Raw genomic sequence first — 18,171 nt, forward strand, 5'->3', positions numbered from 1 at the left:
CTTGGCCTACAGGCCTAGCTTACCAGCTGCTTGCAGAGTTCAGTTGCAGAAGCCGCGTCGGGAGCAAATCCGTCAGCGCCGATTTCGTCGGCAAAATCTTTGGAAATGGGTGCCCCCCCTACGATTACTTTTACCTTATCCCTTAAACCTTCTTCTTTTAATACCTCGATGGTATCCTTCATGGAAAGCATTGTGGTAGTTAAAAGCGCTGACATGGCCACTATGTCCGGATTGTATTCCTTCACTGCCTGGACAAACTTGTCGGGAGCAATATCCACCCCCAAGTTGACTACTGTGAATCCGGCGCTCTCCATCATCATGGCCACCAGATTTTTGCCAATGTCATGCAGGTCCCCTTTTACTGTTCCAATTACCACCTTGCCTACGGAAGGCATATCTGTATCGGCAATTAAAGGTTTTACTATTTCCAAACCGGCGCTCATAGCCCTGGCCGACATCAGTACTTCCGGCACAAACATTTCCCCGTTTTTAAAGCGGGCACCCACTACGCTCATTCCGGCAATTAATCCCTGATTGATAATTTCCAGGGGGTCGCTGCCTCCATCTACAAAACTCTTGGTCAATTCCCGGACTTTTGCTTCATTACCGCTGATTACTCCTTTGGACAGTTCATCGTAGTTAGCCATTATAATCTCCCCCTCAAAATCTTATTCCTCTATTTCCTTTTTCGGGCTGCTTCCCTGGATTCGGCCCTTTCCACAATTGCTTTAATCTCCGCTAATGTTTTTTCCGGCAAAGGCTCAGGCCGGTGGTTATTGATAATATTCTGAGTCTTTTCCTTAACACGCTGCGCCATGGTCTTGCCGCCATTTGCTTTCCATTCATCGTAACGGAACCTGTTCATCAGAGTAGGCCACCAGAATTCACTTCTAAAATGCTTCATTGTGTGTTCATCGCCTAAATGATGTCCTCCAGGTCCAACCCGATCGATCACGTCAACAGCCATTGTTTCATCGTTGACAGGAATGCCTTTCAGAATTCTCTTCACCATTCCGATGATCTCGTCATCCATCACCATTAATTCCAAGGAACTGGTTGCGCCATATTCCATATAGCTGCAGTCGTGGATGATATTGGCACCGCTTAGTCCGGAAATCAAAATGGAGAAAGCTGCTTCCAAGCCCATTTGTGCGTCAATGACTTTGGAATCTGTGCAGCCGGCTGTGCTGAAACTGGGAATCCCCATCCAGCGGCAGACATTGGCCAGGCCTGCCGAGAGCAAGCTCAGTTCCGGAGCCCCGTAAGCCAGAATGCTGCTGGACATATCCATGGTGGAAATTAAACCGCCCATGATGAACGGAGAGCCTTCCCTGATCAGTTGACCGGCTACCAAGCCTACCAGGCAATCAGCCACCGAAATCAGGATGGATCCTGCCATGGTAGCGGGTGCTACGCCACCGGCAAAAGTACAAGGAGTATAAATGCATGGGATGTTATTCTTCGCGGCAAAAATTGCTTTATCAATTGCTTCATCTGAATGGCGGAGCGGAGGGCTGGATTCAGAGTAGAGAATAATGAAAGGATTCTTTTGTAATTCGCTTAAACCGCCTCTCACTGCTGCTGCCATATCCAGGATATCCTGGTACTGGTCTACACCAAACCCCCAGTGAATTATTGGCTTTGTGGTATTGGTCAACATTGCTTCAAAAGCATGAACGTCGGCCAAAGTCGGCGTTACATCCATAGGTGTTCCATGGTCCATGGCATAATCGATATTGGGCAATGCATCAGCTACCAAAGCGGCCCGTGCATTATCTGACTTTTTCGGCCTTCTTCTCTCGCCGGTGAAAGGATCCAGCACGAAGTTGTTAGTCGGACCTGGGCCGTAATAAATATTATCTCCTTCTAAAAACATGCAGCGCTTGCCGTTACGGTCACTGATTACGATGCGGGAAGGAGCGGTCCTGACGGCCCACTCCACTAACCGGGAGGGGAATCTGACCCTGTTTCCGTCTACCCAGCAGCCGCCTTTGGCAAATATCTCCAGAGCCTCTTTGCTGTACACATCGGCACCGGTTCTTTCCAAGGCCTCCAGTGCACCTAAATAAATCTCTTCACACTGGTCATCGCTCAATACTTTGAACTGCGGAGTCTGGTTAACTTCATAATTCGCCCGCACATACAAACTCTTATTGGTCACTGTCATCTCTCCTTTCTTCACTTACAAGCCTCAGCTTACAAGCTGCTTCACCATAGCCAGCCATCCAATCCCTCCTATAATGCTGTTTTGTTCCCTTTCTGCAGGTTATTCTTCCCCTCCCCTCAGCCGCAAGCCCATATTTAAAACATTTCTTAAATTAGAAAAATTTTGTTAATGCATTAATTATGCATTCGCTTTTTCTGTGGAATACATTCTGTTTTTTAATAAAGTCCCCTATGTAAAAATAAGCGATTAGTTGTAATTTTCTGTTTAATGCAAAGAAATTACCATTCAGCTAAATATCGTGCAAAAAAGCTCGGGCTAACCCCGAGCTTTTTTTACCATTAGCTGTAAGTTTTCTGTTTTTAGTCCCCGGTTATCAGTTATCAGTCCCCAGTCGCCAATAGCGGCTGCGACCCTGTCCTCAGTCCTTAGTTGGTATATATCATGACAGTGTAAGCGTCGGCAGAAGCCAAGCCGCCCTTATGCGGTCGTTGATAAAGCTTGCATAGAGCCTTTAGCGCTCTTGGGGAAGTCATTCCAAGCAGCGAACACAGGGATTACATTTTCGAGATAGCTAATAGCTGACAGCTGCCGGATGATGGCTAACAGCTTACCTGAATTTTCCTGCCAGCATATCCTCGTAAATCTGTTCATGGGCCGCAACCATTTTATCGGCGGAAAAATTTTCGACTACATGACGGCGGCACATCAGACGGTCAATTTTTCCCACTTGCCGCACCGCCTCCACCATTTCTTCTTCCGAGGTGACAATAAAGCCTGTTTTACCGTGATGGATCAACTCCATGGCCGAACCTTTATTAAAGGAAATAACCGGGGTGCCGCAGGCCATGGCTTCCACCATTACCAGCCCGAAGGGCTCCTCCCACAGGATAGGCATCAAGAAACATTTGGCCTTTTTGACAATCTCATTTTTGCGCTCATCCATTTCTCCCAAATATTCAATTTTACCGCCCAAATGGGGTTTAATTTCCTGTTCATAGTAAAAAACGTCACCAACCACTCCAATCAGCTTCAGAGGCATATCCAGCCTTTTTGCCACCCGGATGGCATGGTGCACTCCCTTTTCCGGGCAAAACCGTCCCACCCAAACTAAATAATCTTCGCAATCAGGGGAAAAGGGAAATTGCTCGATTTCCAGGCCGTGGTAAGCCACCCTCACTTTTTTAAGGTCCCGGAAAATAAAGCGCTGCCTGTTGCTGATGCAAATATATAAACCATCTTTATATTGCCTGTAGGAATCGCTCAAGCTGTGGATAGTAGTAACGGTAGGTACGGGACTGTCCTGGACTAAAGGTAACCCAAGGTAGGAGTGGTTATGGACTATTTCGAACTTTTTAGCTTTAGAAAAAGCATACCTGGCATGAGCCGCTTCTTTTTCCCAGGACCACTCCGGATGGGGATACAAATAGTCTAACTCAGCTGTTGTTTTTGAATCGCCGGTGGCAAAAAGCGTTACCTCGTGACCTCTTTTTACCAATCCTTCAGTAAGTATGCTGACTACCCGCTCTGTTCCCCCGGATTTGGCAGGCGGGGTGGTTAAGAAAGTGGTGGAAATCATAGCTATTTTCATTGGCCACTTGCTCCCTTCAAAATACTAAGCCGATATTATACTATATGACCGGGGCAAGCCCTTGGTGTTGACCTCAGTTTAATCAGCTATCAGCTATCAGCGCATTATGCTCCATATAGTCATACGCTGCCAAGAAAAATAAAAAAAGGAACGTTTATTTTCTACGTAAACGCTCCAAACCCTGAAAATGTAACCTTTGTGTCCGCTGCTCCAATGACTATCGCCAAGAGCGCTGCAGCTTAAGCGTTTGACTTCCAGCGGCTGATAGTGGATAATTGCTATTGGCTAACCGCTGATGGCTGACAGCTGAAGGCTGACTGCTGATGGCTGATGGCTGGCGCCACCGGCTACTGGATAGTGAGCGGAATAACTTTCATATTTGCTTCAGCACCATTGGTGCGGCTGACAGAAAGCACTTCCAAGCGCCCTTTGGTTGGTTGTTGGGGTTTTTCGTAGATCAAGACAGCCTTGAATGCACCTCCGCCCGAGTTTCCTTGCCCAGCCACAGTCTCTGTTTCCGCCAGAATATTGCCTTCACCGTCCCTCAGTCTCACTTTAACAGCCCCTGCTGATACCCTGGCTTTGCCGGTTACTTCCAGAGGGCTTTCTACCTTGGCCCCCGGTTCCGGCTGTTCCACCTCAATAAATTGCTGGACCTCTTTAGGTTGGGCTTGAGGCACTGCGGCTGCCTGCTTGTTTTTGGGCGGGGCTGTGCCTTGAGCCCCATTCTCCTTCTCCTCTGCTTTTTCCTCTTCTTCGGTATAAAATACCGCGCCGCTGGAAAGGGCGTTAGTATTGAGCTTGGCAATTAAGGGCTCCTGTTTACCGTTTTTGCCCTGGCTTTGCCCTTGACTTGCTTCTTGCTCCGCCAGTTTGATTTCTAAAACAGTGGTATGTTCGTTGATTACCCTCCGGATAACCTCTTTTACCTGCAGCTTCTCATCCTGGTCTTCAGAAGCAGCTACAACCCACACATTGCCATCAGCCAGCAGCGCCAACCGGGCATCCTTACCGGCAAACCTTTCGACTAAATCTTTTACTACCGGCGGCGCAGCGGCCTTGTCCACCTGTTCAAAAAAGACCTTGGATACTTCCGGAATAACCACTCTTTCCGGTTCAGCCGGTTTCCTGGCCGGACACCCGGCAAGAGCGAAACTAACCGCCAACAATGTTAACAACAACAAAAGAGCGGGCTTAAACTTTTTCCTACCCAATCTTAATGCCTCCCTTGGTTTTTGCTTCTATTATTTCCCAACCAAGGAAAGTTAATACACCAGGATACAGGAAGCTAGATATCCCTTGTACCAAACCGGCGGACTGCCAGATAAACGAAGAGGCCGATATACAAAAGGGTATATACCACCATCCAGACGCTGGGCTTTGTTATGCCGCCAAATGGGCCGCTGGTCAAAAAGTTGATGGCCCCTGTGCCGAAAAGGCTGCCTACCATCTTGCGGTAAACAGCATCAGTAGGCATGATCAGGCTGGAAATTATCCCGATTTTGACCAGCGTAGCATTATGCATCACAGTGCCCAGCTGCTCCATTATGCCTCCAATCATTCCCAAGCCGTAAAGCATTACCAGCAAAATGCCGTTGCCTATGGTAGGCAAAAAAGTGGTCCCCCACATGCCCACGCCTAAAAGAACAATAGGCTGCAGGCAAAACAGCAGCAGCGCCTTAACCAACCCCTGGGGCGTTAAAAAGCTTAAGCCCCAGCTGCTGGCCAGCTGATTGAGCAAGAGGATGGAGCTGAAAAAAGCGGCACTGTAAACGCCGAGCATGATTCCAAGCCCCACAAACTTGCCTAACACGATTTCGCCTCGTTTAAGGGGTTTTGGCACAATGGCATAGAGGGTACCGTTCTCGATTTCCCCCGAAATAGTGCCTGCCGAAGCCACCACGACCAAGAAAGCATTGATGAAGCTGGCAAAGTAGAGGCCCGCCGAATATAGTTGGGTCAGCATGATGTTCCTGTACATGGCATCAGGCGGGCCGTTTTTATTGGCAAAATATAACCCGGTTCCGTAGAGGGCCAAAAATGCCAGCGTTAACAATATCACCAGGACAAATACCTTTTTACGGAACATCTCACGAAAAGATTGGGCCGCAATCACCAGCATTTATTTTCCCTCCCCCTTCACCAGCTTTACAAATAGTTCTTCCAGTGAATTCCTGGCCGTCAGTTCATAAAGCAGCCCGTGATGTTTTACTACCAGTTCACTCAAGCCGGGAATATCCTCTTTGCTTGCCAAATGAACGGTTACCCGGCTGCCTTCCACCGTCAGCCCCTCCCCGTAATTCTCCAAAGCAGCAAGCAGCGCCGGATTTAAATTGCCCAGCTTAAGCACAACCTCCACAGCGCCTTTTAAGAGTTCATCAATAGTGCCGGAGGCGATGATCCGGCCTTTGTTGATAATGGCAACCTGGTGGCAAATAGCTTCAACTTCGCTTAAAAGGTGGCTGTTCAGGAATACTGTTTTTCCCTCCCGGGAAAGGTTCATGATGATTTCCCTGACCTCCCGCCTCCCCAGCGGGTCCAGAGCTGAAGTGGGCTCATCCAAAAACAAAAGCTGGGGATCGGGCAAAAGAGCACAGGCCATGCCGATGCGCTGCTGCATTCCCTTGCTGTAAGTACCCACCCTTTGTTTTTCAAATCCTTGCAAACGCACCAGCTCCAACACTTCCGGTATCCGCCTTTTTACGGTGCCGGGCGGCATTTTATACAAAGCCCCATGGAATGAGAGCAGGTCATAACCGGTCATCCATTCGTGATAGCGAAAATTTTCCGGTAAAAAACCTATTTTCTTTCTGGCTTCCAGGTCACCTAGAGGCCTGCCTAACAGCCATGCTTTGCCGGAGGTGGGAAAGAGCAGCCCTACCAAAGTTTTGACAAAAGTGCTTTTGCCGGCTCCGTTGGGCCCCAAAAAACCAAAGATTTGCCCCTCGGAAACCGAGAGGCAAACATCCTGGCAACCGCCCTTGCCGTTGTACTGTTTCGTCAACTTATAAGTCTCGATAATCATCCTCTTACCTCAACCGTCCCGCCAGATCCAAGGCTTTTTCCAGGCTAAAGTTGCCCTGGAGCATGTTAATTACCCCGTCTTTTTGCCAGATTAAAGTGCCATAGCTGCTGCCCTTATTAGAGATGAATACTCCCTGGGTTCCGTCCACAGCAACTTCTTGGGACGAACCGTTCAAATCCGGAATCAGGACTGTATGCTGCCAGTCTTCCACGGCTGCCAATTGTTTGCGCAGGTTATCGGGTAAAAAGGGCAGTTCTAAAAGTGCCTTGCGCAGGGCCAGCACATCCACTCCTTTTGGTACCGCCAGCTGAGGACTTTGCATTTGTCCATGGGTGAACCCCGTTTTTGTTTGCGCATCAAAGTAGTCTGTCATGTAGGCATCTTGAATAGTGATGGTAAATTCTTTACCCTCCAGGCCATCAGGCAGCAGTTCCTTGCCACCCAAGGATTTGATAACTGCGTTGACTTTGTCTACATGGAGTTTCAGGCTGACCTGGTTGCCGCCCTCTTTAAACACCCTTTCAACTTGTTGTTCGTAGCCTGCTATAACCCGAAAGGCAAATCCCGCTTCCTCTTTAGCCTGCTCCAAGGTCAATTCCCGGCTTTCCTGTTTGTTTGCAACTATAAATTCGCCGAAATTATCTAAATTGAATTGGCCTTCTGAACCGGACAGCCGCCAGCGAAGTTCGTTCAGGTCGTCTGCATTAATGCTGATGGTCTGAATTTTTTCCACCCGGAAAATGTTCAAGAAGTCTGCGGCAAAACTCCTTACGGAGCTGATACTCAAAGCGCCGCTCAGCACCGCCACTCCGGCAGCCACAGCGACCGCCTTTTTGTATTTGTTAAACATTGTCAGCACACCCTTTCTTACGCTATTCTCACGGTAATCGGTTGCAACAACCAACTTTTCCCAGGCTGCCTCCCTGTTTATCTGTGCTTTTTGCAGCTGGTTAGCATAACTGGCAAGCCGCAACTGGGCAAAATCCAGGTTTTCCCGCAACCGGGCAAGCTTCAACTGACAGTGGGAGCAGGAGTGTAGGTGTTGTTCAACTGCTTTAAGTTCCGTGTCAACTAATTCGCCATCCAAAAACGCTTGTAATGTTCCCTCTGCAAAACACATGCTTATTCATCCCCCTTCTCTCTGCAATACTCCTCTTTAAAGCGGCGCAATGCCCTGACCAGGATGGTCCCGACGGAACTCTTCTCCACCCCGATTACATCAGCTATTTCACTGTAGCTGTAGCCGGAAAATTTCAACAGCAGGCAAACCCGGTCCCTGACTGCCATTCGCTTTAAAACAGCCCGCACTTGCCTTACCTCCTGGCTGCGGATGAACATCTCATCGAAGGAAATGATGTTGCTGATTCGTTCATATTCTAAGTTTGTCTCCCTCTCTTTGCGGCTTTTCTCACTGCGCAGGTAATTATAGGCCAGGTTGGTAGCTACTCTGGCCAGCCACCCGCCAGGATTGTACAAATCCCGGGGAGGGCAAGAATAGAGTTTAAGAAAAGTCTCTTGTGCCAAATCTTCCGCAGCCGTTTGCTCGCCCACCAAAAAATACAGTTGCCGGTAAACGGCAATGTAATAGGTCTCAAAAAGCTCTTTAAAATTCATCCGGGTAGAATCCTTTTCACCCTTGAGCTGTTTTTGAGGAATAATTTCGTACACCTCCCCCAAGATTTTCGCAATCGCGATTACATTATTATAACAAACTGCAAGCAGTATTTGTGACAGTTCGCTGATAAATTTTAAATTAGATCCGACGACGGAAAAGCCCCGACCTCGCAAGTGAGGTCAGGGCTCTCCTTTTAAAAACTAATGCCTTCTACTACCAGGCGCCGGTAGATTCCATCGCCTTTTAAATCTATTGTTACCCCGTCGGGGTCATAAGAGGTAAACTTAGGGGTGTAGACCTGCAAATCTCCGAGATCATGCTGATCATAGTTTTCGGGATCGGTCGGCTTACCTGCAAACACGGCAGGTACAAAATAAATGCCCGCTCAGCCCCCGTGTCTCTCTAAATTTACAAAAATGCTGTCGGTTTTACCCGTGATATATTCTTTGGCGGTATCGCTGACGTTAACTTTAACCATAATTTTCACCTCTTCAGTCCGATTTGTTTATATTATACTCTTTGTATTTTTCGCTGTAAATATATTTAATGATACTTTTATTTTTCTTGAAAGCATATTTCCCTGTATTTAATTGCAAAATAGGAAAAGAAATCTGGAAAAGGTGAAAGCATGCGAATAAACCAACTGCTCAATTACCTAAACAGGGAAGTCTTGATTATTGGTGGCACTTTATTGGCAGCTTTGGCCGTAAACGGGTTTTTATTGCCTCATAAGCTGTTAAGCGGAGGCATCAGCGGCGTTAGCATAATCTTGCAGCAGCTTACTGGCTTCCCGGCAGGCCTGTCGGTCTTTCTTTTAAATGTGCCCATTTTTATCTTGGGTTATAAAAAGATTGACCGGGATTTCGTAATTTTCAGCCTGATGGGTATGGGGCTGTTTTCCGCTTTTCTGCTGCTCACCAAGAACATAAGCCGCTCAATAGTTTTGGATGATACCATGTTAGCGGCGATTTTCGGGGGAGTAATTAACGGTATTGGTCTGGGCCTGGTTTTCCGCAGCCGGGCATCAATGGGTGGTTCAGATATACTGGCCGTAGTCATCAGGAAAAAATCTTCCATAAATATGGGTACAATCCTCTTCGCCTTTAACTTTGTAATCGTCCTCTCCGGTTCCCTCCTTTTTGGGTTAAAACCCGCTCTCTTTACGCTGATTTCCATGTACCTGTCAGCCGTATTGCTGGATAGGGTTCAAGAAGGATTTGACCGGAAAAAATCGGCGCTAATCATCACCAGCGAACCGGAAAAAATCTCTCAAGCCATCATGCAGGAAGTCCACCGCGGTGTGACCATTTTTTTCGGGGAGGGAGCCTTTACCCATCATAACCGGCACATTCTTTACACCGTGGTTACCACCCGCCAGCTGGCAAAGCTCAAAGCAATTGTTGAAAGCCTGGATCCCGGCGCCTTTATGACTGTCAGCGATACGGCGGAAGTGCTGGGCAAGGGGTTTCACCGCACGGCATTATAGTCAACCAGTCCTCAGTCACCAGCAATCCTGCCGCAGCTGTAATAATTATATAAATTTTTAAATTAAATCACGTAAATCTGTCTCCCAGTTCCGTTTTTTTGGCTTGTAGTACGAATCGGGTTAAATGCTTACTGCGGGAAGAGTAAAACAGCCAAATATTTGCCAACCTAAAATACTGTATTCTAACAATTTTGGGCAAACTTGTTCATATTGCAAGTTTTTTGTAAGCTGCAAAAGTCGCAGTGGTCTTTCCCCTTGAAATCGGGCAGATTACGTCCTACCCCTAATACCATTGCAATGGACTTTCGGGGCATCATTAGGTTTGAGTCTGTCAAGCGCAGGCCGATGGATTCCGCTTTAAGTAAATGATAGATGGTTCGCAAATCTTCCAGCCCACTCCAGTATGAGTGACCGGGACCCATGGGAAATGTTGTTTTTATGCCAGCGCTATGAAACCCCTCCTCAATTTTCGCCAGTGCCGCTGCTGCGCTTTTGGCTACAAATGCTGATCCGGCTGCATCCAGGGTAAAAGCTTCCAATAATTTGCCAGCCTTCTTATATGCATCCACACGGTCGTCTAAGGCACTTCCTATTGTCAGAGCGTAAAGGATTAACTTCTCAGCCGGTCCTGCCACCTTCACCAAAAGCCTGCTGGTCAGCTTATGCCCTTCCTCCAGAAAAAGTTCCTTTTCCCCGGCTCCCGCTACGCTGACCTCACGCCAAACCACAATGGGGCGAACCAATGCAGAGGCTTCGAGCAAAATACGGCGGTGTAATTCAACCATACCCGGACGGGGAGAACGGTTAGTAAAGTCAGACCCTTCTGCTCTAAAAACATCTTCCATACTCACGTCCGGCAAGTCCATTTCCCATATTTTCGGTTCTGTCATAAGCCACCTCCTACTTGGTGTTATTGACTGCAATTTGAAAATATTACTTTCCATATTCTTTTCTAAATACCTCCCTAATTTGAGCAAAAAAATTGTTTCACAAAAGCGCTGGTCCTAAGTCACGGAGACACCTTTTGCCAGCCGGATTAAATGGGACATGGTCATACCGCAAAGCCCCCTAGCTTATTGCCCTTTATACCGTCATAATATAAAATCTGTAATAAAAGAATAATACAAGGGGTGAACAGCATGCACATCCTGGTCATAGATGATGATGAGAAGATTACCGCCCTACTGCGCCGGAGCCTAAAGTTTGAAGGATTTAAAGTTTCCACTGCCAGGGACGGTCTGGAGGGACTGGGAAAAGCTATGGAAGAACAACCGGACCTAGTCATTTTGGATTTAATGCTTCCCAGCCTGGACGGCTTTGAAGTTTGTCAAAAGATTCGGGATTTCAGTTCCGTACCCATCCTAATGTTGACTGCCAAAGATGAAGTCAGAGACCGGGTTAAAGGGCTGGATCTGGGGGCTGACGATTACCTGGTCAAACCTTTTGCCCTGGAAGAACTGCTGGCCCGGGTAAGAGCCCTGCTGCGCCGGACAGGGCAAGAAGCCGGAACCCGTCTAACTTATGCCGATCTGACCTTGGACACGGAAACCAGGGAAGTTTGGCGCGGCGGGCGGGAAATCCAGCTGACCTCCAAGGAATTTGACCTTTTGGCACTTTTTCTCCGGCATCCCCGTCAGGTTTTAACCCGGGACACTATCATGGAAGAAATATGGGGCTATGATTATAGCGGCGAGTCCAATGTGCTTGAAGTCTATATCGGCTACCTGCGTCAAAAACTGGAAGCGGCCGGTGAAAAGCGGCTGCTCCATACTGTCCGCGGCGTGGGCTATACCTTGAGGGAGTGAGTCTATGTCCCTGCGACTGCGCCTGACTATTCTTTACACCGCTATCCTAGCCTTAACTTTAACCTTGTTCGGCACTTTTCTCTATTTTTATTTGCAGCATAACCTGAGCTCGGAAATTGATAACTCCCTTGCCACCAAGGCAGTGGAGGTGTTTAATTCTATTAAAATCATAGATACCTACCCTTACCCCCTGCAAAGAGTGGTCCTGCCTGATGTGGACATCTTTGCCGCTGCCCCCGATATCTACCTACAGGTAACAGACAAAAACGGTCACATTGTGGCCAGATCAAGCAACTTAGGACAGCAAAGCCTGCCCGTAGGGAAGGAAACTATATTACTTGCTGCCCAAAAAGGCTATCTTTACGAAACTTATAGCTATAAAAACGGCCGTCTTCGGCTCTATAACCTCCCCCTCTTTTTAGACGACAGGCTGGTGGGCATTCTGCAGGTGGGACGTTCCCTGCATTCCGCATCCCAGGCACTAAGGAACTTACGCCTGCTGCTGTTTTTCGGGGCAGCCCTGGCACTTCTTGCTGCAGCCAGCTCAGGATGGTTACTGGCCCGTTCAGCTTTAAAACCCATTGAGAAAATCACCAGGGAAGCCAAATCCATTGGTGAACGTCAGGATTTAAGCCGGAGGGTGCCTTACGCCGGCCCTCCCGATGAAGTGGGACAGCTGGCCTCCACCTTTAACGATATGCTAGCCCGCCTGCAAAGCGCCTATGAAAAATTAGAGGCTTCCTATACCGCTCAAAGGCGCTTTGTGGCAGATGCGTCCCATGAACTGCGTACCCCTTTGACCACTATCAGAGGTAACGTGGAGTTACTGCAAAAAATGGGGGATGAAGACCCTGAGGTCAGGGCGGAAGCACTGCAGGACATTAAAAGCGAAGCCGAACGCATGTGCCGTCTGATCAATGACCTGTTGGCACTGGCCCGGGCCGATGCGGGTCAGCAGCCGGAAAAACACCCGGTAGCCTTGGCTCCCTTGCTGCAGGAAATCTTTCGCCAAGCCCAATTGTTGAAGGGACAAGTTAATTTTGAGCATGATGATCCCGAAATGCTGGGCGAAGCTAAACTCTTAGCAAACGCCGATTACCTCAAACAACTGTTTTTAATCCTGTTGGATAATGCTTTTAAATTCACACCACCCGGTGGCACTGTAAAATTTAGCTTCCATCAGGCAGGCAACAGTTTATCCTTTGCAATAGAGGACACAGGCCAAGGAATTTCGCCTGAAGACCTGCCCCACATTTTTGAGCGTTTCTACCAAGCCAACAAGACTCGGGGAGGTCAGGGCACGGGCTTGGGCTTAGCTATAGCCAAGTGGATTATGGAAATTCACGGTGGCGAAATCAAGGTCAAGAGCGAACCGGGCCGGGGCAGCACCTTTACAGTAACATTTTTTAACATTTTTTAATCTTTTTTTAATTTTATTTTCAGCTTTCTTGGTTATCTTGTACTTGTAAATGAGAAACTTATTAGCAAGAGGTGAGCAAAATGTTTGGTTTTGAATCAAGGCGGTCTTTATTTCTGTATACTGCTTTTATAGTCATCCTGGCTGTGGTTGTTTCCGTAGGTGTGGTTACTTTTTACGGAAACGGCGGTAACCTGCCTGTAGCTTTAGCTAATAACGAGCAGCCTGCAGTAACTGCGGAAAAAGCGTCGCTGACACCACCGGGTTTAAATCCTGATACTATTGCTGATATGGTTGAAGCCAGCGGACCGGCAGTAGTCCTAATCGAGACTACTTCAAAAATTAATCACCCTAACGTCAGCAGTCCTTTTTTCAATGATCCTTTCTTCCGCCAATTTTTTGGCTATGACTTTGAACCGCAACCAAGGGTGGCCACTGGATTGGGTTCAGGCTTTATTATCTCCAAAGACGGCTACATTCTGACCAACGAGCACGTCATAGCCGGAGCAACCGATATCCAGGTGCAGGTAACGGGTTATAAAGAAAGCTTTCCTGCCAAAGTCATAGGTAAAGATTTTGACCTGGACCTGGCAGTCTTGAAAATCGAAAGTAAAAAAGATCTGCCAACCTTAAAACTTGGTGACTCAGATAAGGTTAAAGTTGGGAACTGGGTTGTGGCCATCGGCAACCCCTTGGGACTGGACCATACTGTCACTGTAGGGGTGATCAGCGCCAAAGGCCGCCCAATTGCCGTAGAAGACCGCCAGTATAAAAACTTGCTGCAAACAGATGCTTCCATTAACCCCGGCAACAGCGGCGGTCCCCTGTTAAATCTGCAAGGCGAAGTAATCGGTATCAATACAGCGGTCAACGCCTCTGCCCAGGGCATCGGCTTTGCCATCCCCAGTTCCACGGTCCAGGAAGTCTTACAGGACCTGATGAACAAAGGTAAGGTGAGCAGGCCGTGGATCGGGGTTTACCTCCAACCGGTAACCAAAGAGCTTGCTGATTATTTCGGATTACCTAAAGAAGAGGGAGCCGTTGTCACTTCGGTAATCCCAGGCAGCCCTGCCGATAAAGCAGGCCTTAAGCGGGGCGATGTAATCCTGGAGTTTAACAAAAAGCAGATCAAAACAACCACCGATTTGCAGGAAGCAGTGCAGCAGGTAAAAATAGGACAAAAGGTAGTAGCGTTGATCTGGCGGGATAAAAAGACTTCCTATGTAACCCTGACTATCACTGAGAAGCAGGACATGCAGCCTTAGCTTAGTCGTTAGTCGATCCAATTTTTAGCGTAAGCAATGGGGAGCTTTTAGGTCAGAAAAAGTGAAATAAAGGAATAGGGAAAGGTTTATTACACCTGAAAAGCCCGGGGCAAAACCCCGGGCTTTCTAAAGAAGTTCTTTTTTTATTTGTTCCACAAACCTGTCTATGTGCTCCTTTGCCGCTTGGTCAGCTTTGGCAACATCCCTGGCTTTAAGGGCCTCTACCACATTAGCCAGCGTATCATAAAACAAGTTTTTGTCAGTTATATCCCTTTGGACATAAAACCACAGTCTTTGGGTATGCATATGCAGTTCATGAAGAAACTCAATCAGACAAGGGTTGCCGGAACTTTCATAGACAATTTTATGAAAAAGATCATCAGCAATAATAATCTCTTTATAATCATTTTCCAGATCGTACTCTTTAATTCGCTCTGTAATTGCTGCAAGCTCTGCAATGCCGTTTTCCGAGATTCTTTCAGCCGCCAGTCTGGTAGCATACCCCTCAAGCTCCCGCTGCACTTCAAACACAGACTTCATGTATCTGAAATCAATGGTAGCCACTTGGGCCCCAAATCTGGGAATGATATTCAGCAATTTATTGTTTTTTAGCTGTTCGAATACTTTTCTCACCGGCGTTCTGCTGATCTTAAACTCGTTGGCAATATCCACTTCATTTAATACCTGGCCTGGCGCATACTCCAAATTAATTATCCGCTTTTTTAGGATCTCGTAAATTTCATTTGTTTCCAGCTTATCCTGCACGTTTTTATCTCCTTGCTCCTTAAGAGGCATTTTTCCTCAAAATGTAACTTTATCACTCAAAATTTTATCACTAGCACCCGCTGATTACAATATTATCAGCATTATCAGCTATAGATTTTCTACTCAGCCCATCCGGTAAAAAACGACGCAAAAATTCGCCCGGATTAGTGCTTATTTCAACCTTGGGGGATACAGGACTAGCAGCCGACAGTGTCCACAAAAAATTTTTCTCTTTCTTTTTCCCTTTCCCATTCCGGGCGACCAACAGCAGTAACTTCGATCCTGGACTCCACGTAAATGTCTTTTTCCGCGCCGGCTGATCCTGTATAGATTTCATCATGATTTACAACCAGCTCGTAATCTAAGGCACCGGCTTTTTCCGCCGCCAGAGCGGCTTGCTTTTTTGCTTCTTCTAAAGCAAAGGCTGTAGCCTCTCCCAGTTGCAGGTATGATCTCCTCATCCAGGGGGTATGCACGATGTAGCCGCTGCCCCCTTCTCCCGGCTTAATCAATATTTTAATGCTTTCCATGATCTTTCCGGTAGCTGCCCCTACCGCATTGGCCACTTCAGCGTTTTCGGGTATCAACAGTTCTGTGCAGAGCTTCTTGGCCACCTGCGGCAGCCAAGCCCGTACCGGTGCCCCTATACCAATTATGGGCATGTTTACTTTTAAAACACAGTCCAAGGGCTGATGTTCTTTTGGCTTTAGGGCTTTGTCAATAAAATAGGAGGCTACGGCATCGTCTTGCAACCAAAAATTTTTGCCTTCGCTACTCACCAAGCTCTGCAAAACTGTCAAACACAAATTTTGCACTATGGTTTCGCTGGCAAATTCCAAAAACTCATCCAAGGACATGCGCAACCTGCGGGCTAAAAAACGAGCCCCCAAGGCGGCAGCATCCCTGTTCCACTCAGTGTAAGTCCCCTTGGCATGCAAAATATCGGTGGGAGTCACCGAGATCCTGGCTACAATCCCCAGGTTGATCAACCGCTGCATATTAAAATTAAATAAGTTGGGATCCTTGCCAAGAGCGGCAGACAAATAAAATATTGAATGGGGCCCCGATTCAAGGGTTGCCACAATTTCTTTCTCTACCTCGCTTAATCCTTCCGAAGTTGAGGGCTTTAAGAGCATGAAACAGTCGGTTTCCTGAGCAAACATCAACTCATAGTTTTTATCCAAATTGCTGCGCAGTTCCTCAACAAGGTATGGGGATTTGCAGGCTACCACCGCCAGCGGCCAAACCCTTTGCGGCCCTACGAGCAGCTTACCCTCTTTGGACACATGCAGGTAACTGTCGCCGCCTACACCATAGGTGCTAATTTCCGCCGCCTGAACGCGGGTCAGCCAGCCGCCTACCATGGCTCCTTCCTTGTTGATTCGAGGCACACCGTTATGCAGGATGGCAATATCCGTAGTTGTTCCACCCATATCCAGCACTAAAGCCTCGGATATATCCGTTAAAAAAGTAGCGCCAATAATGCTTGCCGCCGGCCCCGACAGAATCGTGTCAATTGGTTTTTCCCGGGCCAGGGTTTCACTCATTAAACACCCGTCGCCTTTGACAATCATGATTGGTGCATCGATGCGCTTCGACTTAAGTACTCTTTTTACCGATTCAATTAACTCGGCGATTATGGGTATCAACCTGGCGTTCAGGGCCGCAGTTACCGTTCGTTCGTGAAATCCCAGGGAAGTGGTGAGCTGGTGCGCGCAGACCACCGGCACATCCAGTATTTCCTGGACAAGATCCCGCACTATTAACTCATGCTCCGGGTTGCGCACACTGAGGTACCCGGAAATAGCCACCGCGCCAACCTTACCCTTAAACTCCTTGATGGCTTCCCGAGTTTTTTCCATATCCAGGGGAGCCAAAGGCTTTCCTTTGATATCGTGTCCGCCAGGCACGACCGCGAAATGCTCAACCGGGAGCTTCTGAACCGGCTGATGCCCGATTAAGATGAGGCCAACTTCACATCCCCGCCCCTCCACTATAGCGTTGGTAGCCAGGGTAGTAGAGAGGGACACCACGCTAATTTTTTTAAAATCCATAAAACTCAGATTATTAATGCAGTTGGCAATGCCTAAAGCCAAGTCTTCGCGGGTAGTAAGGGCTTTAGCCCTACTAATAATTTTTTTGCCGGCTAATTCCACCACAACCCCGTCAGTATAAGTTCCACCGGTATCGATGCCTAGGATTAAAGACATTTTCCTCCACCTCTAGCCTTAATGAAATTGCAGATTAGTATGGTTTTAATTTTTTTATATTTTCAATTCTATATGTAACTCAGTAATTCCTCTATTTTTCTCGAAAAAATATTTTACTGAAATTCTTATGATATACAATATGTTCATCAGTCGAACTTTGCTAATCTTATATGCAGACGCCCAAAAAATACCGCTTGGCAACCTGTTTCTTAGCCGGGACTGCTTCAACTCATGACTATCTTCTATATAATATGTCTGTTTTTGGGTTAAAGGGATGGTACCTTCCTGTTTTACCATTCATATCCTATATTAGGTTAAGAAAGGGGGGAATAGCAATGACAGACAAAAAGTGCCCTAAACCAGAAGAACATGAGGAAATGATGGAAATGATGCATAAAATGATGCATGAGCATATGGACGAAATGCGCCATGAGATGTACTATATGATGGTCAGAATGATGGGAGATGCATTTCATGAAGCCGGCGACTATATGTGCCGCCGTGCCATGATGGGAATGATGCCCGGCATGCCGAACGGCATGTATGGAAACATGTGCAACGGCAATATTTACGGTGGCTATATGCCCGGTATGGGCGGGGATATGTACGGCAAGATGTACGGAGGCATGTACAACGGAGGCTATATGCAACCCGGCATGTATGAAGACCTGTACGGAGGCATGCCCGGAATGGGTAATGACATGTACCCCGCTATGGGCGACAGTGGCCTGTACCCCGGTATGGATAGTTACGAAAACCGTAAGCGCAAGAAAGAATAAACTCCTGCGCCCTGGTCCAGCAGTATATACAGCAAGGGTGGCCCAGCCA

General features: G+C 47.5%; 17 protein-coding genes. 5 read left to right on the forward strand and 12 right to left on the reverse strand.

Annotation, left to right across the window (positions count from 1 at the left end; translation table 11 throughout):
- Positions 1–14: 14 nt before the first annotated feature.
- From EYS13_RS09410 to EYS13_RS16290, 9 genes are all read right to left on the reverse strand, one after another.
- Positions 15–647, reverse strand: a complete 633-nt coding sequence (locus tag EYS13_RS09410) for a cobalamin B12-binding domain-containing protein (RefSeq protein WP_227762023.1) — start codon at positions 645–647, stop codon at positions 15–17.
- 29 nt (positions 648–676) lie between these two features.
- On the reverse strand, positions 677–2,182 hold the full coding sequence (locus EYS13_RS09415; RefSeq protein WP_227762025.1) for a trimethylamine methyltransferase family protein: 1,506 nt from the start codon (positions 2,180–2,182) through the stop codon (positions 677–679).
- Positions 2,183–2,774: 592 nt separating this feature from the next.
- Positions 2,775–3,755 (reverse strand): glycosyltransferase family 4 protein, encoded by a 981-nt coding sequence (locus EYS13_RS09420; protein ID WP_227762026.1) that lies wholly within the window; start codon positions 3,753–3,755, stop codon positions 2,775–2,777.
- 347 nt (positions 3,756–4,102) lie between these two features.
- On the reverse strand, positions 4,103–4,969 hold the full coding sequence (locus tag EYS13_RS09425; protein ID WP_227762027.1) for a Gmad2 immunoglobulin-like domain-containing protein: 867 nt from the start codon (positions 4,967–4,969) through the stop codon (positions 4,103–4,105).
- Positions 4,970–5,043: 74 nt separating this feature from the next.
- Positions 5,044–5,877, reverse strand: coding sequence for an ABC transporter permease (locus EYS13_RS09430; RefSeq protein WP_227762030.1), 834 nt, complete (start codon positions 5,875–5,877; stop codon positions 5,044–5,046).
- Entirely contained in the window at positions 5,878–6,780 is a 903-nt protein-coding gene (locus EYS13_RS09435) for an ABC transporter ATP-binding protein (RefSeq protein ID WP_227762033.1), read from the reverse strand.
- A 4-nt stretch (positions 6,781–6,784) separates the two neighbouring features.
- Positions 6,785–7,900, reverse strand: a complete 1,116-nt coding sequence (locus tag EYS13_RS09440) for a zf-HC2 domain-containing protein (RefSeq protein WP_227762036.1) — start codon at positions 7,898–7,900, stop codon at positions 6,785–6,787.
- 2 nt (positions 7,901–7,902) lie between these two features.
- Positions 7,903–8,448, reverse strand: a complete 546-nt coding sequence (locus EYS13_RS09445; protein ID WP_227762038.1) for an RNA polymerase sigma factor SigX — start codon at positions 8,446–8,448, stop codon at positions 7,903–7,905.
- Between the two features lie 140 nt (positions 8,449–8,588).
- Positions 8,589–8,873 carry a CC/Se motif family (seleno)protein gene (locus EYS13_RS16290; protein ID WP_264175376.1) on the reverse strand — a complete coding sequence of 95 codons (285 nt, stop codon included), beginning with the start codon at positions 8,871–8,873 and terminating at the stop codon, positions 8,589–8,591.
- Positions 8,874–9,023: 150 nt separating this feature from the next.
- Here EYS13_RS16290 and EYS13_RS09455 point away from each other — a divergent pair, with 150 nt between their 5' ends.
- The gene (locus tag EYS13_RS09455) at positions 9,024–9,881 is read left to right on the forward strand and encodes a YitT family protein (RefSeq protein ID WP_227762043.1); all 858 of its coding nucleotides are present in this window, start codon (positions 9,024–9,026) and stop codon (positions 9,879–9,881) included.
- A 182-nt stretch (positions 9,882–10,063) separates the two neighbouring features.
- On the opposite strand, the gene EYS13_RS09460 is transcribed toward EYS13_RS09455, so the two are convergent.
- Complete coding sequence (locus EYS13_RS09460; protein WP_227762044.1) at positions 10,064–10,771, reverse strand: hypothetical protein; 708 nt, start codon at positions 10,769–10,771, stop codon at positions 10,064–10,066.
- Positions 10,772–11,020: 249 nt separating this feature from the next.
- Between EYS13_RS09460 and EYS13_RS09465 the strand changes: the two genes are divergently transcribed.
- The 3 genes from EYS13_RS09465 (at position 11,021) to EYS13_RS09475 (ending at position 14,368) form a co-directional block, all read left to right on the forward strand.
- Positions 11,021–11,686 carry a response regulator transcription factor gene (locus EYS13_RS09465; protein WP_227762046.1) on the forward strand — a complete coding sequence of 222 codons (666 nt, stop codon included), beginning with the start codon at positions 11,021–11,023 and terminating at the stop codon, positions 11,684–11,686.
- 4 nt (positions 11,687–11,690) lie between these two features.
- A complete protein-coding gene (locus EYS13_RS09470; protein ID WP_227762047.1) occupies positions 11,691–13,106 on the forward strand; it encodes a sensor histidine kinase in 1,416 nt (471 codons plus the stop codon).
- 80 nt (positions 13,107–13,186) lie between these two features.
- Complete coding sequence (locus tag EYS13_RS09475; RefSeq protein WP_227762048.1) at positions 13,187–14,368, forward strand: trypsin-like peptidase domain-containing protein; 1,182 nt, start codon at positions 13,187–13,189, stop codon at positions 14,366–14,368.
- A 126-nt stretch (positions 14,369–14,494) separates the two neighbouring features.
- Here the strand turns inward: EYS13_RS09475 and EYS13_RS09480 are convergent, their stop codons facing one another.
- Both EYS13_RS09480 and EYS13_RS09485 read right to left on the reverse strand, forming a co-directional pair.
- On the reverse strand, positions 14,495–15,133 hold the full coding sequence (locus EYS13_RS09480; RefSeq protein ID WP_227762049.1) for a GntR family transcriptional regulator: 639 nt from the start codon (positions 15,131–15,133) through the stop codon (positions 14,495–14,497).
- 197 nt (positions 15,134–15,330) lie between these two features.
- On the reverse strand, positions 15,331–17,343 hold the full coding sequence (locus tag EYS13_RS09485) for a hydantoinase/oxoprolinase N-terminal domain-containing protein (protein ID WP_227762050.1): 2,013 nt from the start codon (positions 17,341–17,343) through the stop codon (positions 15,331–15,333).
- Positions 17,344–17,678: 335 nt separating this feature from the next.
- On the opposite strand from EYS13_RS09485, the gene EYS13_RS09490 reads away from it, so the two are divergent.
- Positions 17,679–18,122, forward strand: coding sequence for a hypothetical protein (locus tag EYS13_RS09490; protein WP_227762052.1), 444 nt, complete (start codon positions 17,679–17,681; stop codon positions 18,120–18,122).
- Positions 18,123–18,171 lie beyond the last annotated feature (49 nt).

Source organism: Zhaonella formicivorans, assembly GCF_004353525.1.
In the GTDB taxonomy this organism is placed as follows: domain Bacteria; phylum Bacillota; class DUOV01; order DUOV01; family Zhaonellaceae; genus Zhaonella; species Zhaonella formicivorans.

Coding starts and splice junctions, on each gene's coding strand:
- EYS13_RS09420 (WP_227762026.1), bottom strand. CDS start 3,755: ATGAAAATAGCTATGATTTCCACCACTTTCTTAACCACCCCGCCTGCC.
- EYS13_RS09435 (WP_227762033.1), bottom strand. CDS start 6,780: ATGATTATCGAGACTTATAAGTTGACGAAACAGTACAACGGCAAGGGC.
- EYS13_RS09475 (WP_227762048.1), top strand. CDS start 13,187: ATGTTTGGTTTTGAATCAAGGCGGTCTTTATTTCTGTATACTGCTTTT.
- EYS13_RS09440 (WP_227762036.1), bottom strand. CDS start 7,900: ATGTGTTTTGCAGAGGGAACATTACAAGCGTTTTTGGATGGCGAATTA.
- EYS13_RS09465 (WP_227762046.1), top strand. CDS start 11,021: ATGCACATCCTGGTCATAGATGATGATGAGAAGATTACCGCCCTACTG.
- EYS13_RS09485 (WP_227762050.1), bottom strand. CDS start 17,343: ATGTCTTTAATCCTAGGCATCGATACCGGTGGAACTTATACTGACGGG.
- EYS13_RS09410 (WP_227762023.1), bottom strand. CDS start 647: ATGGCTAACTACGATGAACTGTCCAAAGGAGTAATCAGCGGTAATGAA.
- EYS13_RS09455 (WP_227762043.1), top strand. CDS start 9,024: ATGCGAATAAACCAACTGCTCAATTACCTAAACAGGGAAGTCTTGATT.
- EYS13_RS09460 (WP_227762044.1), bottom strand. CDS start 10,771: ATGACAGAACCGAAAATATGGGAAATGGACTTGCCGGACGTGAGTATG.
- EYS13_RS09490 (WP_227762052.1), top strand. CDS start 17,679: ATGACAGACAAAAAGTGCCCTAAACCAGAAGAACATGAGGAAATGATG.
- EYS13_RS09470 (WP_227762047.1), top strand. CDS start 11,691: ATGTCCCTGCGACTGCGCCTGACTATTCTTTACACCGCTATCCTAGCC.
- EYS13_RS09430 (WP_227762030.1), bottom strand. CDS start 5,877: ATGCTGGTGATTGCGGCCCAATCTTTTCGTGAGATGTTCCGTAAAAAG.